This window comes from Paraburkholderia sp. SEWSISQ10-3 4 (assembly GCF_030464785.1).
GTDB lineage: Bacteria > Pseudomonadota > Gammaproteobacteria > Burkholderiales > Burkholderiaceae > Paraburkholderia > Paraburkholderia aspalathi.
On sequence record NZ_JALPRI010000028.1, the window covers coordinates 52865 to 75862 of the forward strand.

The 22998-nt window shown below is 62.2% G+C and carries 22 protein-coding genes and 1 tRNA gene; 8 read left to right on the forward strand and 15 right to left on the reverse strand.

Annotated elements, in window-relative coordinates:
* Positions 1–77 precede the first annotated feature (77 nt).
* The 5 genes from M0D68_RS32840 to M0D68_RS32860 form a co-directional block, all read right to left on the reverse strand.
* Positions 78–153, reverse strand: a tRNA-Ala gene (locus tag M0D68_RS32840).
* Between the two features lie 88 nt (positions 154–241).
* Positions 242–592 carry a c-type cytochrome gene (locus tag M0D68_RS32845; RefSeq protein ID WP_266226476.1) on the reverse strand — a complete coding sequence of 117 codons (351 nt, stop codon included), beginning with the start codon at positions 590–592 and terminating at the stop codon, positions 242–244.
* Positions 589–1383: a BON domain-containing protein gene (locus tag M0D68_RS32850; RefSeq protein ID WP_266226477.1), complete on the reverse strand. Its 795-nt coding sequence runs from the start codon at positions 1381–1383 to the stop codon at positions 589–591. The genes M0D68_RS32845 and M0D68_RS32850 overlap by 4 nt, the downstream gene beginning before the upstream one ends.
* 26 nt (positions 1384–1409) lie before the next feature.
* The gene (locus M0D68_RS32855) at positions 1410–1997 is read right to left on the reverse strand and encodes a phosphoheptose isomerase (protein WP_093644827.1); all 588 of its coding nucleotides are present in this window, start codon (positions 1995–1997) and stop codon (positions 1410–1412) included.
* A gap of 228 nt (positions 1998–2225) precedes the next feature.
* Entirely contained in the window at positions 2226–2708 is a 483-nt protein-coding gene (locus M0D68_RS32860) for a YraN family protein (RefSeq protein ID WP_266226479.1), read from the reverse strand.
* Here M0D68_RS32860 and rsmI point away from each other — a divergent pair.
* Entirely contained in the window at positions 2707–3585 is an 879-nt protein-coding gene (gene rsmI / locus M0D68_RS32865; RefSeq protein ID WP_266226480.1) for a 16S rRNA (cytidine(1402)-2'-O)-methyltransferase, read from the forward strand. The genes M0D68_RS32860 and rsmI overlap by 2 nt on opposite strands.
* Before the next feature lie 210 nt (positions 3586–3795).
* Here the strand turns inward: rsmI and M0D68_RS32870 are convergent, their stop codons facing one another.
* Positions 3796–4416 carry a septal ring lytic transglycosylase RlpA family protein gene (locus M0D68_RS32870; RefSeq protein ID WP_266226482.1) on the reverse strand — a complete coding sequence of 207 codons (621 nt, stop codon included), beginning with the start codon at positions 4414–4416 and terminating at the stop codon, positions 3796–3798.
* A 608-nt stretch (positions 4417–5024) separates the two neighbouring features.
* Here M0D68_RS32870 and M0D68_RS32875 point away from each other — a divergent pair.
* The 3 genes from M0D68_RS32875 to M0D68_RS32885 all read left to right on the forward strand — a co-directional run bounded on the left by M0D68_RS32875 (position 5025) and on the right by M0D68_RS32885 (position 6844).
* Positions 5025–5669 (forward strand): MBL fold metallo-hydrolase, encoded by a 645-nt coding sequence (locus M0D68_RS32875; protein ID WP_093644837.1) that lies wholly within the window; start codon positions 5025–5027, stop codon positions 5667–5669.
* Positions 5666–6295 (forward strand): exonuclease, encoded by a 630-nt coding sequence (locus M0D68_RS32880; RefSeq protein ID WP_093644839.1) that lies wholly within the window; start codon positions 5666–5668, stop codon positions 6293–6295. The genes M0D68_RS32875 and M0D68_RS32880 overlap by 4 nt, the downstream gene beginning before the upstream one ends.
* A 90-nt stretch (positions 6296–6385) precedes the next feature.
* Entirely contained in the window at positions 6386–6844 is a 459-nt protein-coding gene (locus tag M0D68_RS32885) for an Lrp/AsnC family transcriptional regulator (RefSeq protein WP_012431468.1), read from the forward strand.
* Positions 6845–6858: 14 nt separating this feature from the next.
* Here M0D68_RS32885 and M0D68_RS32890 read toward each other — a convergent pair whose 3' ends face one another.
* The 3 genes from M0D68_RS32890 to M0D68_RS32900 form a co-directional block, all read right to left on the reverse strand.
* Positions 6859–8097, reverse strand: a complete 1239-nt coding sequence (locus tag M0D68_RS32890; protein ID WP_211703949.1) for a cation diffusion facilitator family transporter — start codon at positions 8095–8097, stop codon at positions 6859–6861.
* A 258-nt stretch (positions 8098–8355) separates the two neighbouring features.
* Positions 8356–8658, reverse strand: coding sequence for an H-NS family nucleoid-associated regulatory protein (locus M0D68_RS32895; protein ID WP_054037926.1), 303 nt, complete (start codon positions 8656–8658; stop codon positions 8356–8358).
* Between the two features lie 395 nt (positions 8659–9053).
* The gene (locus M0D68_RS32900; protein WP_200651910.1) at positions 9054–9716 is read right to left on the reverse strand and encodes a HugZ family protein; all 663 of its coding nucleotides are present in this window, start codon (positions 9714–9716) and stop codon (positions 9054–9056) included.
* 125 nt (positions 9717–9841) lie between these two features.
* Here M0D68_RS32900 and M0D68_RS32905 point away from each other — a divergent pair, with 125 nt between their 5' ends.
* Complete coding sequence (locus tag M0D68_RS32905) at positions 9842–11053, forward strand: MFS transporter (RefSeq protein ID WP_266226483.1); 1212 nt, start codon at positions 9842–9844, stop codon at positions 11051–11053.
* Between the two features lie 257 nt (positions 11054–11310).
* Positions 11311–12903, forward strand: coding sequence for a collagen-like triple helix repeat-containing protein (locus M0D68_RS32910; RefSeq protein ID WP_266226484.1), 1593 nt, complete (start codon positions 11311–11313; stop codon positions 12901–12903).
* Positions 12904–12994: 91 nt separating this feature from the next.
* Here the strand turns inward: M0D68_RS32910 and M0D68_RS32915 are convergent, their stop codons facing one another.
* The 3 genes from M0D68_RS32915 to M0D68_RS32925 all read right to left on the reverse strand — a co-directional run bounded on the left by M0D68_RS32915 (position 12995) and on the right by M0D68_RS32925 (position 16834).
* Positions 12995–14011: a cupin-like domain-containing protein gene (locus tag M0D68_RS32915; protein ID WP_266226485.1), complete on the reverse strand. Its 1017-nt coding sequence runs from the start codon at positions 14009–14011 to the stop codon at positions 12995–12997.
* 141 nt (positions 14012–14152) lie between these two features.
* On the reverse strand, positions 14153–15298 hold the full coding sequence (locus M0D68_RS32920; RefSeq protein ID WP_093644851.1) for a branched-chain amino acid ABC transporter substrate-binding protein: 1146 nt from the start codon (positions 15296–15298) through the stop codon (positions 14153–14155).
* A 432-nt stretch (positions 15299–15730) separates the two neighbouring features.
* Complete coding sequence (locus M0D68_RS32925; RefSeq protein ID WP_266226487.1) at positions 15731–16834, reverse strand: nitronate monooxygenase family protein; 1104 nt, start codon at positions 16832–16834, stop codon at positions 15731–15733.
* A 274-nt stretch (positions 16835–17108) separates the two neighbouring features.
* Between M0D68_RS32925 and M0D68_RS32930 the strand changes: the two genes are divergently transcribed.
* Entirely contained in the window at positions 17109–17807 is a 699-nt protein-coding gene (locus M0D68_RS32930) for a dienelactone hydrolase family protein (protein ID WP_266226489.1), read from the forward strand.
* 232 nt (positions 17808–18039) lie between these two features.
* Positions 18040–19560: an amidase gene (locus tag M0D68_RS32935; RefSeq protein WP_266211056.1), complete on the forward strand. Its 1521-nt coding sequence runs from the start codon at positions 18040–18042 to the stop codon at positions 19558–19560.
* Between the two features lie 27 nt (positions 19561–19587).
* On the opposite strand, the gene M0D68_RS32940 is transcribed toward M0D68_RS32935, so the two are convergent.
* From M0D68_RS32940 to M0D68_RS32950, 3 genes are all read right to left on the reverse strand, one after another.
* Positions 19588–20880 carry an MFS transporter gene (locus M0D68_RS32940; protein ID WP_266211057.1) on the reverse strand — a complete coding sequence of 431 codons (1293 nt, stop codon included), beginning with the start codon at positions 20878–20880 and terminating at the stop codon, positions 19588–19590.
* 275 nt (positions 20881–21155) lie between these two features.
* A complete protein-coding gene (locus tag M0D68_RS32945) occupies positions 21156–21467 on the reverse strand; it encodes a high-potential iron-sulfur protein (protein ID WP_054037945.1) in 312 nt (103 codons plus the stop codon).
* Positions 21468–21677: 210 nt separating this feature from the next.
* Positions 21678–22784: an NAD(P)/FAD-dependent oxidoreductase gene (locus M0D68_RS32950; RefSeq protein WP_093644861.1), complete on the reverse strand. Its 1107-nt coding sequence runs from the start codon at positions 22782–22784 to the stop codon at positions 21678–21680.
* Positions 22785–22998 lie beyond the last annotated feature (214 nt).

Here is a 22998-nt window from a genome sequence, read left to right on the forward strand (position 1 = left end):
GTTAGAAACAGAAAACCCCGCAAGCCTTTCGGCTGCGGGGTTTTCGGACAATCTCGGACAACTTTCGACGTGATCTTTGGTGGAGAGGAGGAGGATCGAACTCCCGACCTTCGCATTGCGAACGCGACGCTCTCCCAGCTGAGCTACCCCCCCAACGTGCAAACAATTCTAGCACAGGCATTTTGCGTTTTGCCAAGCCCCCGCGGCGGTAAAACCCGGAGGCAAAAGGGGCGGCAAAACATCACTTGGACGGCGCGCCAGCCAGCACCCAATCGACCACTGTGCGAATATCCGCATCGCTCATCGACTGATGCGCCGGCATCGGAATCATCCCCCATACGCCGGAGCCCCCGTCCTTCACCTTGCGCGACAATTTTGCCGGCGCTTGCGCATCGCCCTTGTACTTCGTAGCGATCTGCTGGAACGACGGGCCGACCAGTTTGCGGTCTACCGCGTGACATCCCATGCAGGCATTCGAGTTAGCAACGATCTGACCACGCGGTGCATCGGCCGCACGTGCTGAAGAGGTAAAAGCGCCGGCCAACGCGCCAGCCATCAACATCGCTACAGCGAAAGCAACGCCCCGCGTCATGGCGTCGTCGCCTTCGGATTACCCGGATGCACGGCGTTCGAATTGGTGACCGGCGCCGGCGCCTGCTGATCGAGCGGACGCGAACTCACCGATGAATCGGGGATCGCGCCGACAGTCGGCGTGCTCGCGTCCGGCTGCGAAGCGGCAACCGGTGCGGTCGCCGCTGCAGCGGCCGCCGCCGCGGCTTCCTGCGGCTGAATGTACTGGAACACCTTCACGACCTGCACCACGCCCGGCACGCGGCTCGCAACATCGGCGCCGCGATTGCCTTCGTCCATCGTGACAAGGCCCATCAGATACACCGAGCCGCGCTCGGCCACGACCTTGAAGTTGTTCGCCGAAATGTTCTTCTCAGCGATCAGCGCGGTCTTCACGCGCGTCTCGAGGTAAGTGTCATTCGTGCGCGACGAGAACGAGCTGGCCGGCATGATCGCCAGTTCGTTGACGATCGTGTTGACGTTGTTCAAGCCACGCACGATGGACTCCGCGCGTTGCTTCGAGACGTCACCCGCCACTTCGCCGGTCAGCAGCACGCGGCGGTTGAACACCGTCACGTTGACGTGCGCGTTGTCGGGCAAGTTCTGGCTGATCTGCGACAGCGCCTTCACCTGCATCTCGCGATCCTCGGTCTGCGCGCCGAGCGTGCGCCGGTCGGTCGCCACCAGCGCGCCGCCGCCCGCCGCGCCAGCAACGGCGAGAAAGCATCCCTGCAACGTCGCGGACAGTCCCGCGGCGAACCCGACCACCAGCACGGTTCTCACCAGTGTCTTCTTGACGCGGAATACGCTCATCAACTAGCTCTCCTTCGGAATCAATCTCAGTCTTCGCCCAGCAACATGGCATCGATGCCGTCGCACAGACAATGGATGGTCAGCAAATGCACTTCCTGAATACGCGCGGTGCGATCGGACGGCACACAAATGTGGATATCGGTATCGCCCAGCACTTCCTGCATACGGCCGCCGCCCTTGCCTGTTAGCGCGACCACGATCATTTCGCGCTCGTGCGCGGCCTCGATCGCGGCCAGCACATTGGCGGAATTGCCGGACGTGGTGACGGCCAGCAGCACATCGCCGGGCTGGCCGAGGGCCCAAACCTGCTTCGAAAAAATCTGCTCGAACGAGTAGTCGTTGGCGATGGCGGTGAGCACGGAGGTGTCGGTGGTCAGCGCAATCGCCGGCAAGCCCGGGCGCTCACGCTCGAAGCGGCCGATCAGTTCGGCGGCGAAATGTTGCGCGTCGGCCGCTGAGCCGCCGTTGCCGCACGCAAGAATGCGGCTGCCGTTGGCAAGCGCGGCGAACATCGTGTCGATCGCTGCGGCGATCGGCATCGACAGGGATTCGAGGGCTTCGAGTTTGACTGCCGCGCTGTCGCGGAAGTGTTGTTGAATGCGTTCGACTGACATCGAGTCTCTAGTTTCTACCGCGAATAGACCGCAGTACGCGGCCGTGTTGTGAAGTCGTATTGCGAAGTCGTGCCGCTCTGATGAACCGTGCCGGACACACAGTGTAGGTGCGCAAAAACATCGCGAAATGCGCTATCCCGTCGCTGCTTTCCATACACCGGTGTGGTTCACGAGGTCCGCACGCGAGCGCAAGTTTATCGCACTCACGCCTGTTCTCCCCGCACTGCATCAGACTTCGTCCGCGCGAAACGCATCGCGCAGCCACACGAGCCGGCCGGCTTCGAACGCAATTACGTCGAAACGGCACGCGGGCTCATCATGCGAACGCCTGCTGCGGGTTGCCAGGTAATGCCGCGCGGCACGCACGATCCGCTGCTTCTTTTGCCAGCCGATGCTGGCTGCCGCGCCGCCATAATGCTGCTGCGCACGCGCGCGAACTTCGACGAACACCAGAGCGCCGTCACGGTCGCGCATCACCAGATCAATCTCGCCACCCCGGCACAGCACGTTGCGCGCGACGAAACGCAAACGCTGCCGCTGCAAAAACTCCATCGCACGCGCCTCGAAAGCCGCGCCGACGAGTTTGGACCCGGTTGGTCTCGAAAAGTTGTGGCCGCCGGCCCGCGCCCTCACCTGCCCACCATCCAGTTCACGCGCCGCTGCGTGGCACAATGGCGGCCTCGTTCTGTCTGTCTGCGTCTTCTGCCTCATGACTCCTCTCTCCGAACTCGCGCAAGGGCAGCAGTACCCTGCCGCCGCGCTCTATGTGGTGGCCACGCCGATCGGCAATATCGCCGACGTCACGCTGCGCGCGTTGCATGTGCTCGGACTGGTGGACCGCATCGCCGCCGAAGACACCCGCAACACCGGCCAATTGCTCGCGCGTTACGGCATCTCGAAGCCGCTCGTCGCGGTTCATCAGCACAACGAGCGGGCCGCGGCGCTGCGCCTGATCGAGCATCTGCAAGCAGGCGAACGCGTGGCCTACGTATCCGATGCGGGCACGCCCGGCATCTCGGACCCCGGCGCGAAACTCGTCGACGCGGTGCGCGAAGCCGGCTTCCCGGTCATTCCGCTACCCGGCGCAAGCGCGCTCGCCACCGCCTTGAGCGCGGCCGGCGACTGGGTCGCGACGTTCTCGTTCCTCGGCTTCCTGCCGCCGAAGGCAAAAGCACGCGCCGCGGCACTGCAAGCGCTCGCGAACCATCCGCACGCGATGGTGTTCTACGAAGCGCCGCACCGGATCGTCGAAACGGTGCAGGCCATGGCGGACGCATTCGGCGGCGAACGCAAACTGCTGATCGCACGGGAATTGACGAAGTTACATGAAGCGCTGCACCGCGGCACCCTGGCCGAAGGGCCAACGTGGCTCGCAGCCGATCCGAACCGGCAACGCGGTGAGTTCGTCCTGGTGGTGGAAGGCGCGCAGCCGGAAGCCGCGGGCGAACACGATCACGACGCGTTGCTGGGCATCCTGCTGGAAGAATTGACGGTGAGCAGCGCGGCAAAAGTTGCCGCGACCCTCACCGGCGCGTCGCGCAATGCGCTCTACGCGCGCGCTTTGGCGTTGAAGAAAGACGAGGAATAAGGCGGACGAGAAGGGAGGTCCGCCAGCGAATCAGGCTCGCAGCACAAGCCCGGACCACAAGGGATGAGCGGCTGCGTGCAGCCACGGTTGATGAGTAAAAGAAAAGGGCCGCGCGAAGCGGCCCTTTGTCTTTTGGCGAACAACGGCGCGAGTAAGCGCCATGTTGCGCGGCGTCACAAGCGCGTCAGAGACGCGCCCGCGGCCATTTCATTACTTCTCTGAGTTCGACGCCAGCGTTTCATTCATCTCAGCGCGTGCTTCCTGTCGCGTCAATCCTTCGATCTGAACGCGCGCGGTACCGGCGTGGCGCATGTCGAGCGCGGCGGCGGCGGCCATTGACAGATCGATGATCCGGCCACGCGCATACGGGCCACGATCGTTGATGCGCACGACAACCGAGCGCGAGGTGGCCGGATTGGTCACGCGAACATACGAGCCGAGCGGCAACGTGCGATGTGCCGCAGTCAGCGCGTGCATGTCGAAACGTTCGCCGTTGGCGGTACGGCGGCCATGGAACCCGCGGCCGTACCACGAGGCGCGACCGATCTGATGAAAGTCCGAGACGCCGGAATTGTCGTCAGTAAGCGGCTGCGCATCGGCCAGCGACGAGCCTTGGGCGGCTGCGCCGGATGCCGGCGCGCTACCGAAAGCTTGCGGGCCGAAGGAACCTGCCTGCGCATTCTTTGTGCTCAGCGGCGCGCCGCTGTCAGACGTGCTGCTCGCGCCCGGAGGCGTGGCACAGCCGGCCAGCACAAAAAAGGCAAAAAGAGTCCCCAGACCACGGGATAACCGAGTTTTCATAAGACGTGCAATCAAATTGTCGAGCCGCATCACGCGAAAAGTTGAGCGTGTTGCCTGCGACTCCGGCGGCAATGGACGACAACGCGCCGCGCAGAAAAGCGCAGTACGTCAAAGCCCGGATGCGGCTACCCAGCCGCTACCGCACGGTTAATTTTCACGTCTGGCGCAACCTGTCCCCGGCAGCCTGACCAGACCCCACATGCCGCCATCGAACGTGGCAAACACGTTCTTGCGCGCGGAACTCAGCGCGCAGGAACAGCGGCGTAGGCCCCACCCAGCGTCACGGCATTTAAGTCCGTTGCAGGCGCGCGGCGCCTGGCTGGGTAAGACGTGTGCATCGAATGCATCGATACCTGATGGCCGCCCAATACCGCGACAGCCCATACTTGAGTGGCAATCCGCGTGCCCATTTTTGATGGGGACGCATCGCCGTGTGGCATGCACAATTCCTTGTGCATGGAGGCCATTATACCCAAAAGAAAATTTTGGGATGGCAAGCGACTGAAAACCTTGATGAATTTTCACTCTTGCTGCAAAAATGGGCAGCTCAAAGCCCGCTGCAGCGGGGCCTCAGCGCCCTCGACGAGCGTCGATGAGACGCCGGTACAATCAACGTTTTCCCAGCGGCGCCGTCATCCATGAAAGTCACCTTGATCCCCGTTACGCCGTTCCAGCAGAACAGCTCGCTGCTCGTTTGCGAGGCAACCGGGCGCGCGGCCGTTGTCGATCCAGGGGGCGACCTCGATGTCATCCAGGGTGAAATCGCGCGCCAGAATGTGACGGTCGAAAAAGTATTCCTCACGCATGGCCACATCGATCACTGCGCCGGCGCGAAGACGCTCGCCACGCACTACGGCGTACCGATCGAAGGTCCGCATCCCGACGAAAGTTTCTGGCTCGACAAGCTGCCGGACCAAAGCACGCGCTTCGGCTTTCCTGCTGCCGAAGCGTTCGAGCCGGACCGTTGGCTGCAAGACGGCGAGACCGTGCAATTCGGCGACGAAACCCTCGAGGTCTATCACTGCCCCGGCCACACGCCCGGCCACGTGGTGTTCTTCAGCCGCGCGCATCGGCTCGCATTGGTGGGCGACGTGCTGTTCGCCGGCTCGATCGGCCGCACGGATTTTCCGCGCGGCAATCACGCCGACCTGGTACACGCGATCCGCGAAAAACTCTGGCCGCTCGGCGACGACGTCACCTTCGTTCCGGGCCACGGCCCCACCTCCACGTTCGGCGCCGAACGCCGCACCAATCCGTATGTCGCCGACGGAGTCAAAGCATGAGCAGCGAAATCTACGTGAGCACCGATGTCGAAGCGGACGGCCCGATTCCCGGTCCGCATTCGATGCTCAGTTTCGCCTCCGCCGCGTACACGGAAGACAAGCAGCTGATCGCCACCTTCTCCGCGAATCTCGAATTGCTCGACGGCGCCACGCCGCATCCGGTGCAGGAAGCATGGTGGAAGACGCAGCCGGAGGCGTGGGAAGCCTGCCGCAAGAATTTGCAGGATCCGCAGGCCGCGCTGACCGCCTATGTCGAATGGGTCGAGGCGTTGCCGGGCAAGCCGGTGTTCGTGGCGATGCCGGCCGGTTTCGACTTCACCTATATGTTCTGGTACATGATGCGGTTTGTCGGCCGCTGCCCGTTTTCGTGGTCGGCGCTCGATATCAAAACGCTGGCCTTCGCACTAACCGGCCTGCCGTACCGCAAGAACATCAAGCCACGTTTCCCGAAGCACTGGTTCGACGAACATCCCCACACGCATGTCGCGCTGGACGACGCGATCGAACAGGGCGCGCTTTTCTGCAACATGCTCAAGGATCTGCGCGCCGTTCAGGCGGCCACGCTGACGGCCGCTAAAGATGGGGACGGCTCAGGACAAAACGCCGCTGAGGAACCGGCAAATTAGGTAATCTCCCTCGCTGAAGCCGTTTTACATTGCGTTTCGTTTTCGAGACCTCTACCATGCGTTGATAGGGCGACGCCAACGGAGGCGCAGTTGACACTCGATACGTTCTCTCAAAAAATCCTGCGCCTGTTGCAGCTCGACGCACGCCGGTCCGTGCAAGAGATTTCCGACCAGGTCGGCCTGTCAAGCACCCCGTGCTGGCGCCGTATCAAGGATATGGAGCAATCAGGGGTGATCCAGCGCTACACGGCATTGCTGGATCGCGAAAAGCTGGGGCTACACGTCTGCGCGCTCGCGCATATCCATCTCACGCGCCACACCGAGGGCGGGGTCGAACAGTTCGAGCGGGAAATCGCGACCTGCCCGGAGGTCACCGAGTGCTACAGCACGACCGGCGAATCCGATTACATCCTCAAGATCGTCGCGCCGGACATCAAGGCGTACGACAGCTTTCTGCACGAACGCATCTTCAAGATTCCTGCCGTCGCGCAAGTGCGCACGAGCGTCGTGCTGCGCGAGATCAAATTCGATACGCAATTGCCGCTGTGAGACTATAGCCGCGCTCACGTGGCGCTATGCGGCTGCTCAGCCTTGGCGCTGGCGTCGCCGGCCCCTGCTTCCGTCGAAACGCTGCTTTCGGCCTGCGGAGCGTCCACTCCCTGCAGCACGTTCAGCTTGCGGGCACCGAGGCGGCGCCTGAGCGCGTCCAGATCGACGCGAGCAAGGCACGGCTCATCGCTTTCGGCCGTGCGCGCGCCTGGCGCCGGCAGAACCACTTCGACATCGAGCCCCGTGCTCAAGTAATGCATATTGACCGACGCGGCCTTCACGCCACCCGCGGCGAGCGCCGCGTTGACTTCGGCGACGACCCGCTCCCGGGTCGGCAGATTGACGGGCGGTCGCGCCACCGCGTCGTTCTCCGGGTCGACATGGATCAACGCGTCAAGCACCCGGTTGTCGGCCAGCACACGCAAGCGTGCCGATTCGGCGATGTAGTGCCCTTCCGATACCGAGATCAGCGGGTCGACCAGAATGTGCGCATCGACCAGCGCGAAGTCGCCCATCTTGCGGGTGCGCATTTCATGCACGTCGCGTACGCCGGGCGTCGCGAGCAATAGCGCGCGCATGTCGGCGGAGGTGGCTTCGTCGAGCGCGCGGTCGGAAAGATCTTGCAGCGCGTCCCAGCCGAACATCCAGCCCATGCGCGCCACCATGAAGCCGACAATCGCCGCGGCGATCGGATCGAGCAGACGCACGCCTGCGAGGCTGCCGATAATGCCAATCGCGACCACCAATGACGAAGCGGCGTCCGAACGTGCATGCCATGCGTTCGCAATCAACATGGCCGAACGCACGCGTTGCGCTTCGCGCAGCATGTAGCGAAACAGGCTTTCTTTGGAAATCAGCACCAGCACAGCGACCGCGAGCGCGCTCATATGCACGGCGGGGATGCTTTGCAAATCGGCGAGACGTGTGCCGGCGCGCCACAACATACCAACGCCGACAACAATCAGCAGCGCGCCCAAAAACAATGACGCGACCGTTTCATAGCGGCTATGTCCGTAATTGTGATCCGCGTCAGGCTTGGCGCCGCTGTGCCGATTAGCGATTAGCACGACAAAATCGGAAATCAGATCGGCTAACGAATGGATACCGTCGGCGACCAGCGCCTGCGAATGAGCAAACACGCCGATGACGATTTGCAGCGTCATCAGCACCGTATTGAGCGCAATACTGACAAAGGTACTTTTGCGCGCAACGCGATGTTTCTCGACGGACTGGACGGCGGCGGAGGAAGGCATCGCTGAAACAAAGGGAAGAGTTCAATACCTGCATTCTACCCGGCACATCTCAATATGCGCTGGATAAACCACAAAAAAACCTTTTAAATCAGACGCTTATCTAAACGAAAAGCATTCGCGTTCCAGTTTCATGGAGCGCGTGCGACAAAGAGTCACGGCAATTTGCCGCGGAAATAAAAAAACCGCGCCCTTGACGGTACGCGGTTTTTTTCTGGCAACAGCGGGCGCTATAGGCGCCACTGATTGACCGTAAAACTATTACTTCTGGATCAGAAATTTCTCACGGTCCAGACCTGCGATCCAGCGCGGGGGCTTGCCGCGGCCCGACCACGTGCTGCCGCTATCCGGGTCACGATACTTCGGCGCGACGCCTGCACGCGGACGACCGGCTTTAGCAGCCTTGGCACCACGGCCGCCACCGAGTTCAGTCAGCGAAATGCCGTAATCGGCCATTTTCTGCTTGATCTCATTCAACACTTCTGCATATTCACGCGACTTTGCTTCTTCGATCTGCTTTTCGAGCTTCTCGCGCTGTGCGAGTAGTTCCTTGTAGGAAGACATAGGTTCCCTTATGGATTGGATAAATGACTGCCAGTCTTAAGCCGGCTTGCCCTTTGAAGTGATCATGCCTCGGAATTTGATGGCGAGATTAACACAAAATAGAAAAACTACAAAAGCGGCGCCGTAAAATTAATCTCAATTCGTTTCAAAAAATTTCACGCCGACGCGGTGTTACGCGGACCCTTTCAAATAGGTAATTTTCGCATTCCGCTGAAAAACAGCTTCGCACATCAGACATTAATGAATTAACTATCAAAAAATGAAATTTAAGATAAGGAAATTGTCCCAACATTTCATGCGATGAAAGCTTTAACATGAAACGTCGGAACATATTACGAGCCACGCTCTCCCTTGTTATTGCGGCATGAGTGTTTTCCCCAAACAGCAATCGAAACTTAATTAGCGTGGCGCTGGATGCAATCTTCGAGCGCCGCATGCAAGGTTTCGGTATTGCGTTTCGCATCGTCGAAGACAAAACGGGTACGCACGCCGTCCAGCTTCAGATCAGCGCCATAGCGATCGACGCCGAGCAATTGAACTCCACTGGCGCCCTGGGAATGAGCGGCGAAATATTCGATCAGCGCGTTTTCTTCGTCGAAGCCGAGTGGCGGCAGTGGATCGAGGTCGGCGCCGGCGAGCCAGCCCATCGCGCCGAAGCCGCCGATGTAGCGCAGCCGTTCGAGCTTCATCGCCCAGAACGTGAAATCGCCGAGAACCAGGTACCGTTCGGCGTCCGGGTGATAGCGCAGATAGCGCTGTACGACTTCGGGGGTCGAGTCGACCGGTTCGAACGTGCCGAGCAAGGTGACGCGCTGGCCGCTCAGCACGTCGCCGTCCGGTGCATCGACGACCAGAAAGCCGGCGCGCGGGTCAGCGTGCAGGTTGTGCGTATGCTCGGCGAGCCGGCTCACGAGGATCGTCGGACGATGCTGCGGGTCCGGCGCGAACGGTAACACCGAAGGATAAGGAAAACCTTCCGGCTGACGCGCGTGTGTAGCGAGCGTACCGATAGCGGCGATATGAAGCAGATGCAGCGGAGCGTGAGCGGGAATGTTCAAGTGCGCGTTCCTCGATGGGCAGGCTTCGGATCAATTCGCTCCAAGCATAAGACAGCGCGCTTCGTTAGAATCGGAAATTCGCTTTCAACGCGCTTTCTCGCGCGTTCTCCCTCCTTGAGATTTCCGTGTCCGACCGCTCCTCCGAATTCGTCACCCTCCCCGCTGCTCATCGCGATCTCTCCGGCACCGCGCGGCAGCGCGCCCGTGTCGCCACGATGGCGTTGTTCTTCATCGCCGGCATGATGTACGCGTCGTGGGGGGTGCACGTGCCGACAGTGCGCGACCGCTTCCATCTGAACGCGGCGATGCTCTCATATGCGCTGCTAGCTCTCGCCGGTGGCTCGATCGGCGCCATGGCGGCGAATGCGTCCTGGATTGCGCGGGTCGGTACGCGCCGGGCCTGTTTGACGGGCGGTCTGGTGATGTCGGCATGTGCGGCGCTGATCCTGATCGTGCCGGCTTACTGGATGTTGCTGATCGTGCTGGCCGTCTTCGGCGCGGGCATGGCCACGCTCGACGTCGCGATGAACGCGGAAGCCAGCGCTGTGGAGAAAGCGCTCGGCCGGCCGATCATGTCGGCGCTGCACGGCATGTTCAGCGTCGGCGGGATGGCCGGCGCAGCGGTAGGCGGTCTCCTGTTGTCGCGTGGCATGGCGCCGGCTGTGCATCTCACGCTTGCCGCGGCGATCAGCGCGCTGGTGCTGATTGCAGCCTGTCCTTCCGTACTGCCGCACGTACCCCACGCCGACCATCCCGACGCCGCCACGCCGCGCGCCAACCGCTGGCGCTCGCCGGCCTTATGGGCACTCGGCGTCATGGCACTGGTCGCGCTGATCGCCGAAGGGGCGATGTACGACTGGGCGACCGTCTACATGCGCGACGTCGTGCTATCCACGCCGGCCCTCGCGAGCGCCGCCTACGCGGCGTTTTCGGCCGGCATGGCAGCGGCGCGGTTCGCCGGCGACGCCGTGCGCGCCCGCTTCGGCGCGCCGCAACTGGTGATGGCGAGCGCGTCGCTGGCCTGCGCGGGCATGGTTGGCGCGTTGCTGCTGCCGAATCCGGTCGTCGCCCTCGTCGGCTTCACGCTGATGGGTCTCGGCCTCGCCAACATGATGCCCGTGCTGTTTGCGGCGGCGGCAAGCGTCAAAGGCATTCACGCGGCCGAAGGACTCGCGCATGTCGCCGGGCTGGCGTACTTCGGGCTGCTGCTCGGACCGGTAATCATCGGCGCGGTGACGCAGGCGACCAGCCTGCCGATCGGGTTGTCAGTGGTGGCCGTGTGTTCGGCTCTGATCGCGGTCGCCGGTCCGAAGGTGCTGCGGCGTTTGAAGATCTGACGCAGACGCGCGCTGCTGTTGCATCGGCGGGCGTCACGCCATATGAAAACCGGCGTTCTTACGTTACGTTACGCGAGGCCTACACGCTGATGTGTTCCCCGCCACATCGGTGACATCGGAACCTTCCCCGCTTCGCGCGCAGGCTCGCAACCTATTGATCTGTATGATTTTATTCTCTGCATTGAGCATGCAAACATAAATGGCATAGGCCTTGCAGTTAGCTCCCCAGCAATTTTCAAATTACGGGGGAGCAGACCATGAATCGCAATTTCAAACTGTCGGCGATCGCCATGTGCGTGACGTCGATGATCTTACTGACCGGATGCGGAAGCACGTTGGTCAGACCTGGCGTCTCGAGCGGATCGGGTAGCGGTTCCGGCAGCGGCTCAGGTTCCGGCTCGGGGAACGGAGGCGGAACGCCTACGCCGACGCCCACACCGACTCCGACGCCCACACCGACGCCTACACCTACACCCACGCCGACGCCCACGCCGACGCCAACTCCGACGCCCACACCAACCAGCGCCAATCCGATCGGCGTCGTCGTCCAGAACACCGGCAACGTGGTGACCGCGACCGGCCAAACCGTGTCTGCGATCGGCAACCAGATCGGCCTCACGCCGATCCCCGGCTCGAACCCGGCCACCTCGACCGCGCTCGGCAACGTCGTCTCGAATCTCGGCGCCGGTGTCACCGCAGTCGGCACGGGTGCAGTGAACGGCCTCGGCCAGCTCGGCAACTCCACCGATCCGCTCGGCACGACGCTGGCGAGCAGCGGCGGCCTCGTTTATAACGCCGGTCAGGCCGTCAACAGCGCCGGCCAGCTCGTGACGAGTCTCGGTAGCGGTCCCACCGCACCTCTCAGTCCGCTGACCACGCCGCTCGGCAGCACGGTCTCCACGCTCGGCATCGCAGTCAGCGGCCTTGGCACGCAACTGACCTCGCAGCTGACGAACGGTCCGATCCAGCAAGTGACGCAGACCGTCAGCACCGCGATCACGCCGATCACCGCCACGCTCGCGCAAACGACTCAAACCGTCGGCGATACGACCGGACTCGGCGCACCACTGAACGGTTTGCTGTCGACCATCGGTCACGGCCTCGACACCGCGGGCAGCCAGGTCAGCAACGCGACCAACAACCCGATCGGTCAGAACCTCGGCAATGTCGTGACCAAGCTTGGCGACACGGTCACGTCCGCCGGCGGCCTGCTGACCGCAGGCAGCACGAGCAGCGGCAACCCGCTGGGCGGCCTCACCGGCATCCTGAATCCGGGCGGAAGCGGCGGCACGACGGGCAATCCGCTGGCGCCGTTGACCAGCATTCTCACCGCGTTGCCCAGCACCTTGAGCGGCGGCCTGACCGGCGGCAGCGGTTCGGGCAGCCCGCTTGCGCCGATTACCAGCGTCCTTAGCACGGTGACCGGCAGTCTCGGTGGCCTCGGCGGCAGTTCAGGCAGCAGCCCGCTTGCACCGCTGACCAGCGTCCTCAGCACGGTGACCGGCAGTCTCGGCGGCCTCGGCGGTAGCTCAGGCAGCAGCCCGCTGGCACCGCTGACCGGTGTGCTGAACTCGGTCACGGGCGCATTGAGCGGCGCGACCGGTGGCAGCGGCGGCAGCGGCGGCAGCAGCCCGCTGGCACCGGTGACGTCGGCGGTGTCGTCGCTGACAGGCGCGCTCGGGTCGGCCGCGGGTTCGGGCGGCACGGGCAGCACCAGCAACCCGCTTGCGCCGATCACTGGTCTGCTGGGCACTGTCACCGGCGCATTGACCGGTTCGGGGACTTCGACCGGCGGCACCACGGGCGGCGGCTTGCTCGGCGGTCTGGGTGGCCTGACGAGCAAGAAGTAACGAATACGAATAACGACAGTCAATAAAGACGCGAAAAAACAAGCGTCGAAGGGGGGAGCGGCGAGCCGGGTCAACCGGCTCGCCGTTTTTTTCACAGTTCGTGATACGTCACGTAGTCGCGCGAAAAGTCGTTACGCTGCAGAAAGTTGGTGAACGTCATCGTCACCGATGCATCGAGTCCTTCCACGTAATGCCACCAGCCGATCGGCAGAAACAGTAATTCGCCGGGTTCGAGCGTGCATTCCATCAAATGCGCATTGCGCATCGACGGGAAACGCTCGTAGTCGATCGCCCCGCCGTCCACCTCCGAATAACAATGCAGCATGTTCGCCATATGCGGCGTATCGGACAACGGCACCAGCTTGATCTGTTTGCGGCCGATCACCTGCGCCATGAAGTTATTGGTCAGATCATGGTGAAACGGCGTCTTCGTTCCTGCAGGGCCCATCCAGAAAAAACCCGTATCGGGCGACCCGGCGTCGAGATATTCGCGGATAGCCGGCACGTCTGGCCATAACGCCGCGAGGGCCGCGCGATTGTGCGAGGTGTTATTGGCGGTCATGTAGAAATCGTTAGTCGAGCCGCTGCGCTCGACGAGATCGACATAATCGGCAAAGCGCATCATGCGCTTGAGCTTCGGCTGATTGATTTCGTAAGCCGCATCCGACTCGCGTCCGAACTGCACTTCGACTTCACACTCGCCACACCGCTCGCGAAAGTAGTCGAAACTCCACTGCGTGCGCGCCGGCCAGAAATCGAAAGCACCGGTGATGATGACCGGCCGGTTCTGAAAGTAGTACTGCTCAAAGAACTCGTCACGCGATAAGCGCTCGCGCCGTTCTATCACACCGCTTCCGGCGCGCATACGATTGAGCGTGCCGTACACCGACAATATCCATTCGCGCTTGCGCAAACGATTGCGCAAACGCACGGCACCCTCAAAGTAAGGACTCGCGAGCGCCGTCTCGATTTCGCGCGCAGCTTCGGCCGGGTCGAAACCATGTCCGACCAGCGCACCGTGCAGCGCGGGCGGCGGTGCGTCGAGCAGCAGATTCTCTGCAATCCAGCGGCGCCAGCTGTTGTCGATCGAACGGATCTCAGTGGTCACGGCATTCTCCCAAACGATGTTCCCAAGCTCGCCAGCCTCGCACGCAAACGCTCAAAAGAAAAGGCACGCGAGCCTTGCGGCGCGCGTGCCTTTTAACTGCTTGACCGAAGGCAAACACAGCTGTCTTCGGTCATGCGGCTATTACATCTTCACTACGTCGAGCAGCGTCTTCTTGCCTGCCTTGTAGTTGTACAGCGAGATCACGCCGTGTTGAAGGTCGCCCTTCGAGTCGAACGTGGTTTCGCCGATCACACCCTTGTAGTCGGTCGCCGGCATTGCTGCCAGGATCTTCGCCGGATCGGTCGAGTTCGCACGCTTCATAGCGTCGACGATGATGTACACAGCGTCATACGTGAACGGAGCGTAGATCTGGATCGGCTGACCGAAACGCTTCTGATACTTGGCGAGGAACGCTGCGCCGCCAGCCATCTTCTCGAGCGCCATACCGGCTTCCGAGCAGACGATGTTGTCGGTTGCGTCGCCAGCCAGGTCCGACAGCTTGTCGGTACACACGCCGTCGCCTGCCAGCACCTTCGCACGCAGGCCGAGCTGCTTGGCTTGCTTGGCGAACGGGCCGCCGGTTGCGTCCATACCGCCGTACATGATCGCGTCCGGGTTTTCGCCCTTGATCTTCGTCAGAATCGCGCGGAAGTCGACAGCCTTGTCGTTCGTCGCGTCATGCGACATCACGTTCAGGCCCAGCGACTTGGCGGTCTTTTCGAATTCGTTGGCGAGACCTTGACCGTAAGCGGTCGAGTCGTCGACGATCGCGACGCTCTTCACTTTCAGACCCTTGGCTGCGTAGTTAGCCAGTGCCGGACCTTGTTGCGCATCGGTCGCCACGACGCGGTACGTCGTCTTGAAACCTTGTTGCGTGTAAGCCGGGTTCGTTGCCGACGGCGAGATCTGCACGATGCCAGCATCGCTATAGATCTTCGAAGCCGGGATCGACGTGCCCGAGTTCAAGTGGCCGACCACTGCGACGACCTTATCGTCAACCAGCTTCTGCGCAACTTGCGTAGCCGTACGCGGGTCAGCTGCGTCGTCTTGTGCGTCGAGTTGCAGCGTGACTTTCTGGCCGCCGATCGTCAGGCCCTTGGCGTTGATTTCTTCAACAGCCAGACGCGCGCCGTTTTCGTTGTCTTTACCCAGGTGAGCGATACCGCCGGTCAACGGTGCAACGTGGCCGATCTTGACGACCTCGTCCGCCACCGCGCCCGTAGCCAATGACGCAAACAACATGGCCGCAGCGCTGATCGGCAAAAGCTTTTGAATCTTGATGTTCATGTAAGTCTCCAGTTTCGGTCCCAAAAACAACGTAATCGCCCTGTGCCCCCGCTTCCCTACACGTGTCGCTCAGTCCCGTGGACGACCACGCCGGTTGCATCGTTCATGCACTTGGCCAGCACGTTCACCGGACTGTTTGTGGCAGACGGCAAACCGTACTTGCGCGCAAGTGTAGGCCATCAAATTAAATTGTGGGACTTTTTTGAGGAAGTGGGATGAACACTAATAGCGTTTATCCAACAAGAGCCGATTCCGGCTGGAAAGACAGGCCGGAGAGCACCAGCCCATGCGGGTTTCCGCTAGGTACGCCTATCGTCTAACAGCACGGCCTAAAGCTTTTCGCGTGTTAAACCGTTAATGTTTCGAATAGGCTTTTTGCGTAAAAACAAAGCGCGCCGCAGTTGCCGCGACGCGCGTCTGAGCCATGCCGAATCAACGCTCGAGCGCACCGATCCGTGCTGCCACAGCATGCCATTCCTGCTCGAGTTGCCCAACCAGTTCGGCAGCGCCAAGGCCTTCCCGGCGCTTGCGGCCAAGCGGGGCGCCCTGGCCTGACCATAGAGACAGATAGTCGCCGTTATCCGCGCGGCTCGCGGTTTGCCGCAACTCCTGCGTCAAGGCGTTTTGCACCGGATAAGGCGCGACCTTATGCGCCGACTCGCTTAAGCGCTGCATCAGCGGATTGCGTATGCCGCGCGCATGGCGACCGGTGATCGCGCGCGTCACGGAGGTCGATGTATCCGACATCGAGCGCACTCGGGTTTTCCATGCCTGCGGTATCGCACTCTCCAGACAAGTGAGGAACGCCGTGCCCATTACCGCGGCTTGCGCGCCGAGCGCGAGCGCGGCGACGATGCCGCGTCCGTCCATGATGCCGCCGGCGGCCAGCACCGGCAGGCCGGTCGCATCGACGAGTTGCGGCGTGAGCGCCATCGTGCCGACCAGCGCCTCCTCGAATGCGCCGATGAAGGTGCCGCGATGCGCGCCCGCCTCCGCGCCTTGCGCGGCGATGGCGTCTGCGCCCACATCGCGCCAGGCGACACCCTCGGCAACATGCGTCGCTGTGCCTATTACATATAGGCCGTTTGCATGCAGACGGGCGACGTCGGCAGTTGAGAGCAATCCGAATGTGAAACTCGCCACCGGCACGCGCAATTCAATCAGCGTTTCCAGTTGCGCGCGGAAATCCGGCGCATAGCGTTCGAGCGGTTGACCCGGCGGCAAACCGAGGTCCGTGCGTAATGGATCGATTGCTTCGAGCGCGCGGCGCACGGTGGCTTCGTCCGGTGCGGCCGGCTCCAGTACAAACAGGTTCACGCCGAAGGGACGATCCGTCAGCGCGCGAATCGCCGCGACTTCGCTCGCGATTTTCTCGGGCGACAGTGCCGCCGCCGCGAGGAAGCCGAGACCGCCGGCATTCGATACCGCCGCCACCATCGCAGGCGTCGTCGCGCCGCCGGCCATCGGTGCCTGCACGACGGGAACCCGCAACTCGAAACGTGCCGCAAACGGCGTCACAAAACTGCCTTCATTCATGATCGATTCTCTCTCCGGCAAAGCGCTCGTCGCATCAACGAGCCAGGACTTTCGACTCTACCGAGCCATGCGCGCGCGGAGAAATGAATTATCGAGAATGTTTCAATCGCCTTACGAGATCATCGCCGTGCGGCGGGCGTTGTCAGGCCGCGCGCAGCCTCACTGCAAGCCGTTTCTTTTGATGGCAAACTGACCGCCCGTCTCAGGCATTCAGGCCTCGGGCATTCATTCAGACCGACCCTGCGCATCAACGCACGAGTAAATGGAGAGCAATATGAGCACGACTTCCCGCTGGATCGACATTCCCGCCGGCAACGACAGTTTCGGCGGCTATCTGGCGCTGCCCAAAGGCGGCAAGGGACCGGCAGTCATCATCATTCAGGAAATCTTCGGCGTGAACAGCCATATCCGCTCGGTCGCGGATCAGTATGCGCAAGACGGCTACGTCGCGCTCGCGCCGGACATTTTCTGGCGCGTGCAGCCGCGCGTCGAATTGACGTATGACGGCGCGGATCGCGAGAAAGGCATCGAGCTGATGCAGAAGACCAATGTCGACCAGGCGGTGGCCGACATCGGCGCAGCCGCCGCGGCGCTGCGCGCGATGCCGGAAGTGACCGGCAAGATTGCGGCGATCGGCTTCTGCTTCGGCGGCCAGATCGCGTATCTGGCAGCTGCGCAAGGCACGCTCGACGGCGCGGTGGCGTACTACGGCGGCGGCATCCAGAACAAGCTCGATCAGGCCGCGAAGATCAAAGTGCCGATGCAATTCCACTACGGCGAACTCGACGCGCATATCCCGCTGTCGGCTGTCGGCCAGATTCAGGAGCGCTTCGCCGGCCGTGCCGATGCGGAATTCAATATTTATCCGAATGCCGATCACGGCTTCAACTGCTCGGACCGCGCATCGTATAACCAGCCCGCAGCAGCGCTCGCGCATGGCCGCACGCTGACGTTCCTCGGTGAGCGGTTGTAACTTCGCGGCTTTAACTCACGTTGTAACCGGCGCCTGTCACTCACGGCTTTGATCGGCGCCTATAACTCGCACCTGTACCTGGGTTACTCTCTCGAAGACGACGTGCCATCGGCGCGTCGTCTTCTTCCATGCGCGCCGATGAACCAGGAACAGCCTAACGTCCAGCCAGGCCGTTCATCACGCGCATAGGCAACCGGCAGATTCAACACTCGATAGCGAGGGTCCCTCCGTCGTGCAATCAGACTATCTCGCCCATGACGCCATCGGCCTCGCCGAACTGATTCGAAGCCGCGAAGCAAGCGCGCGCGAGTTGCTGGACATCGCGATTTCCCGCACCGAGGCCGTTAATCCCGCAATCAATGCGATTGTCCTGAAGGACTACGACGCCGCGCGTCAGCGTGCCTCGCGTGATGATGCGAATCGAGCGAATGGCGCGAACCAAACCAATGACGGAAGCACCCAAGCAGCGCTCGCAGGCGTGCCCTATCTGATCAAGGATCTGGGCGCAGCGGTCGCCGGGCTGCGCATGTCGATGGGCAGCCGTCACTACCGCCATTTCATTCCTACCGAGGACGCACCGGTCGTCGCGCTGGCAAAGGCGGCCGGCCTCAACATCTTCGCCAAGACCAGCACCTCCGAACTCGGCCAGATGCCTTATACGGAGCCCGAATTGTTCGGCGCATGCCGCAATCCGTGGAATCTCGACCACACGCCTGGCGGCTCGAGCGGCGGTGCAGCCGCGGCGGTCGCCGCGGGCATCGTGCCGCTCGCACATGCATCGGATGGCGGCGGCTCGATCCGCATTCCCGCTTCGTGTTGCGGACTGTTCGGCCTCAAGCCTTCCCGCGGACGTGTGCCACGCGCGACACCGACTCCCGCCGTCGGTGAACTCGGCATCGATCACGCGGTATCGCGCAGCGTGCGTGACAGCGCGTTGCTGCTCGATCTGCTGGGCGGCAACGCGGACAGACCGCTCGGCGCACCGGGCACTTTCCTTGGCGCGAGCCGCGAGCCATGCAAGCCGCTGAACATTGCCTACGTCACCGATTCGATGCTGGCGCCCTCACTTTCCGCCGATTCGCGCGCCGCACTCGAAGACGCCGCGCAACTCGCCAGTTCGCTCGGCCATAACATCGAACCGGTGTCGCTCGGCATCGATTTCGCGTCAGTCCGCCATGCGTTCCTGATGCTCTGGTCCGTGACAGCGGAAGAGATGGTGCTGCACGCCGATCGCATCACCGGCCGCAAGCCGCAGCGCGACGAATTCGAAATCTCGACGTGGGCAATGGCGCACGTCGGCCGCAAACTCGGCGAGCGCGGCTTGCCTAGCGCGCTCGAAGAACAGCGTCGCATCACAGAACGTCTCACCGATTTGCTGAGCCGCTACGACGTGCTTCTGTGCGCGACGCTCGCCGGCGCACCGATCAAGATCGGCGAAATGCACCCCACCCCCGCGGAGCGCATGCAGATGCGCGCCGTCACGACGATGCCGCTCGAAGCCCTGATGAAGAAGCTGCTGACCGAAGCGTCGAACAAGGCGTTCGCGTGGGCGGGATGCACGGAGTTGTTCAATCTGAGCGGACAACCGGCGATGTCGGTGCCGCTTTACTGGAACGCGCGCGGGCTGCCTATCGGTGTGCAGTTCGCCACGCGCGTCGGCGGCGAAGCAACTCTGTTGCGACTGGCCGCGCAACTCGAGGCAGCGCGGCCGTGGTTCGACAAACGGCCACCGTTGATACCGGCGCGCAGCTAGACGAGCGGGCGTCGGAGGACTGAACCCTCAAGCCGGTTTGCGCCGCGCGTCGAGATCCGCGTGACGCTTGCCGGGAATGCACGCCACTGCCACGATCGACAACGCCAGTCCGCCCATCACGTAGTAAGTCGGCGCGAGCGGCGAACCCGTAGTGTTGATGAGCCACGTCACGACGAACGGCCCGAAGCCGCCGAACAGCATCACCGCGACGTTGTACGCGAGCGATAAGCCGATCGAGCGCACGTTCGCCGGAAACAGTTCGGCGATCAACGCGCCGAACGGCCCGTAGTATCCGGAGAGCGCAATCGACAGTAGCGCCTGCACGAGAATCAGTTTGGACACGCTCGGCTCCGCCGCGAGCCACGCAAACAGCGGATAGATGATCACGAGCGTCAGCACCAGCGACCACAGAGAAAGCCCCTTGCGTCCGATCCTGTCCGACCATGCACCCGTCAACGGTGAGAGCACGGTGAGCAGCAGATTGCCGACGATCACCGCGTTAAAAGATTGCGCATAAGGCAGCTTTAGTTGCTTGACCGCGAAGGTCGGCAGATAGCTGATCAACACGTAGATCGTCACGGTAAGTGCGATCACCGCACCGAGTCCGCACAGCACGTCGCGGCTATGGCTCCTGAACACTTCGCCGAGCGTTGCGCGCCGGGCCGTCTTTTGCGCAAGCAGAAAGGCTTCCGAATCGGAGAGATGCCGGCGGATATAAAAGCCGATCGGCCCGATGATCAAGCCCAGAATGAACGGCACGCGCCAACCCCATGACTTCAGCGCCTCGGGCGAAAGGCCGTGCGTGATCAACGCGCCAACCACGGCACCGAGCAGAAGCGCCGCCGCCTGGCTCGCCATCTGCCAGCTGCCGTAGAAGCCGCGCTTCGAGAACGGCGCCGCCTCGATCAGCAAGGCCGTAGAACTGCCGAATTCACCACCGGCGGAAAAGCCCTGCAGCAAACGCCCGAGCACGATCATCAAAGGCGCACCGATGCCGATCGCCGAATACGGCGGGGCAATCGCCAGCAGCAGAATGCCGAGCGTCATTAGCGCAATGACGAGCGATAGCGCCGCCTTACGTCCCGCGCGATCCGCGTAAAGTCCGAGCACGATGCCACCGATCGGCCGCATGACGAATGCGACGCCGAAGGTTGCGGTAGTCAGCAGCATCGACGAATAGTCGTTTCCTGCCGGAAAGAACAATTGGGCGATCACCACCGTGAGGAAACCGAACACGGTGAAGTCGTACCATTCGAGTGCGTTGCCGATCACAGCCGCCACGACGGCGCGCGTGTTGAGGCTCCGTGACGCTGGTGCCATTCGAATCTCCAGCCTGCGAAAAATGTCGCGTGGTACGGCGTCTCAGCGTAGATGTGCTTCAGCGTGCGTGAGTGCACCCTGGCGCGAGCAGGAAAAAATAATGCCCGCCGCAGCAATCGCCTTGGAGTGTAAAGAGCGCGCAAGCTGTTTTCAAGCAACAAAAAGGCGTCTGTCGCGCAGGGCGGCAGACGCCTCGATGATCGGACCGCAGTCCGGCGCCGCAATGTTGCGGCGCACTTACCGCGACACTGAATGTGTGTGCGGTTGAAACGGAATCAGGCCTTCTTGTTATATGCGCTGCACCAACCCTTGCTCGCGACCTGCTTGCCCGCGAACATCGGGCAGCCGGCGTAGGCGTCGGTCGGCTTGCCTTGGTAGAAGCTGCAGTTGCCGCAGTCTTGGCCCGCTGCGTATTTCGCGAACTTGGCCTTGTCGACTTTGCTCGCGTCAGCCTTGTAGCCGAGCGCTTGTGCGGTCGGGTCGGTCTCGGCGACCTGCGGTGCGTCGGCGAAAGCCTGGCGCGACAGCGCGAACGTGGATGCCACACCAATGCTGGTGATCAAAAACGTACGACGGGAAGATTTCATGGGGGACTCACTCCATTTATATTGAACTGATCGCCGTTCTGATGACAGCGGTCCCCAAGGATAGCAATGAAGCCGTCGCGCGTGACAGCCCAAATGATAGAGATAACCGAATTGGTACTACTCCGCGCGCACGTTACGCACTCGGAATGCCGGTTGATCGCATGAAGTGGGCAGCAGGGTGTCGGGATGAGAACGTGAGGGGTGCGACAATTAAGCGCGCCCGCTCAGTTCACAGACACGCTGAGCGATCGCGAGCGACGCCGTCAATCCAGGCGACTCAATCCCGAACAGATTGACGAGCCCGCGCACGCCATGCGCGGCCGGACCTTGAATCACGAAATCGGCGGCGGGCTCGCCTGGCCCGGAAAGCTTCGGACGAATCCCCGCATAAGCGGGCTGCAACGCATCGTCGGGAAGCGCGGGCCAGTACGCGCGAATCGCCGCGTAAAAGGAATCCGCACGATGCGGATCGACGTCGTAATTAATCGCATCGACCCATTCGACGTCCGGACCGAAACGCGCCTGGCCGCCGAGATCAATGGTCAGATGCACGCCGAGGCCGGCTTCGTTCGGCATCGGATAGATCAGACGGCTGAACGGCGCGCGCCCCGAGATGCTGAAGTAGTTGCCGCGCGCAAGATAGAGCGGCGGCACATGCCGCGCGTCGAGTCCGCGAATCGTGCGCGCCAGCGCATTTGCGTACAAGCCGGCGCTGTTGATCACGCAGGCGGCGCTGATCGTGGTCGGCGCGGCGCCGCCCACCTTGATGATGAAGCGGCCGTTACTCGCTTCGATCGCCTTGACCGGTGCATGGAACGCACACACCGCGCCGTCGCGCTCGGCGTCGCCCTGAATCGCCAGCATCAACTGGTGACTATCGACGATGCCCGTCTGCGGCGAGAACACCGCTTCCACACATTCGAGCGCAGGTTCGAGCGCTTGCGCCTGGTCGCCGTTGATTCGCATCAGGTCGAGCACGCCGTTTTCACGGCCCTTCGCCATGATGCTTTCGAGCTGAGGAATCTGATTGCGCGAGGTGGCGACCAGCAGTTTGCCGCAACGCGAATGCGGCACGTTGTGCTCGACGCAGTAGTCGTAGAGCATCTCGCGGCCGCGCACACAAAGCGCCGCTTTCAACGAACCGCGTGGATAGTAGATCCCCGCGTGAATCACTTCGCTATTGCGCGAGCTGGTGCCCACGCCAATCGCTTCGGCCGCTTCCAGCACGATCACCTCGCGCCCGCGCGCCGCCAATGCGCGCGCCACGGCAAGACCGACGACGCCAGCGCCGATCACTACACATTCGATCTGATCCATGTCCCTTGACGCGGCTAACCTCGCCGCGCGCTGCCTCGTTCACCCGATATTCATGAAGACAGGGTACGGCTATCGAGGACCGCACACCGCTTGCTGTCGAACGCACCTGGCCTTACGCAACCGCTATACAAAATTGTACGACGCCGCACAGACAGAAATGCCCGCAGTCGGACGACTGCGGGCATTCGGTCTTGAGCAGGGCTTAAACGTATGG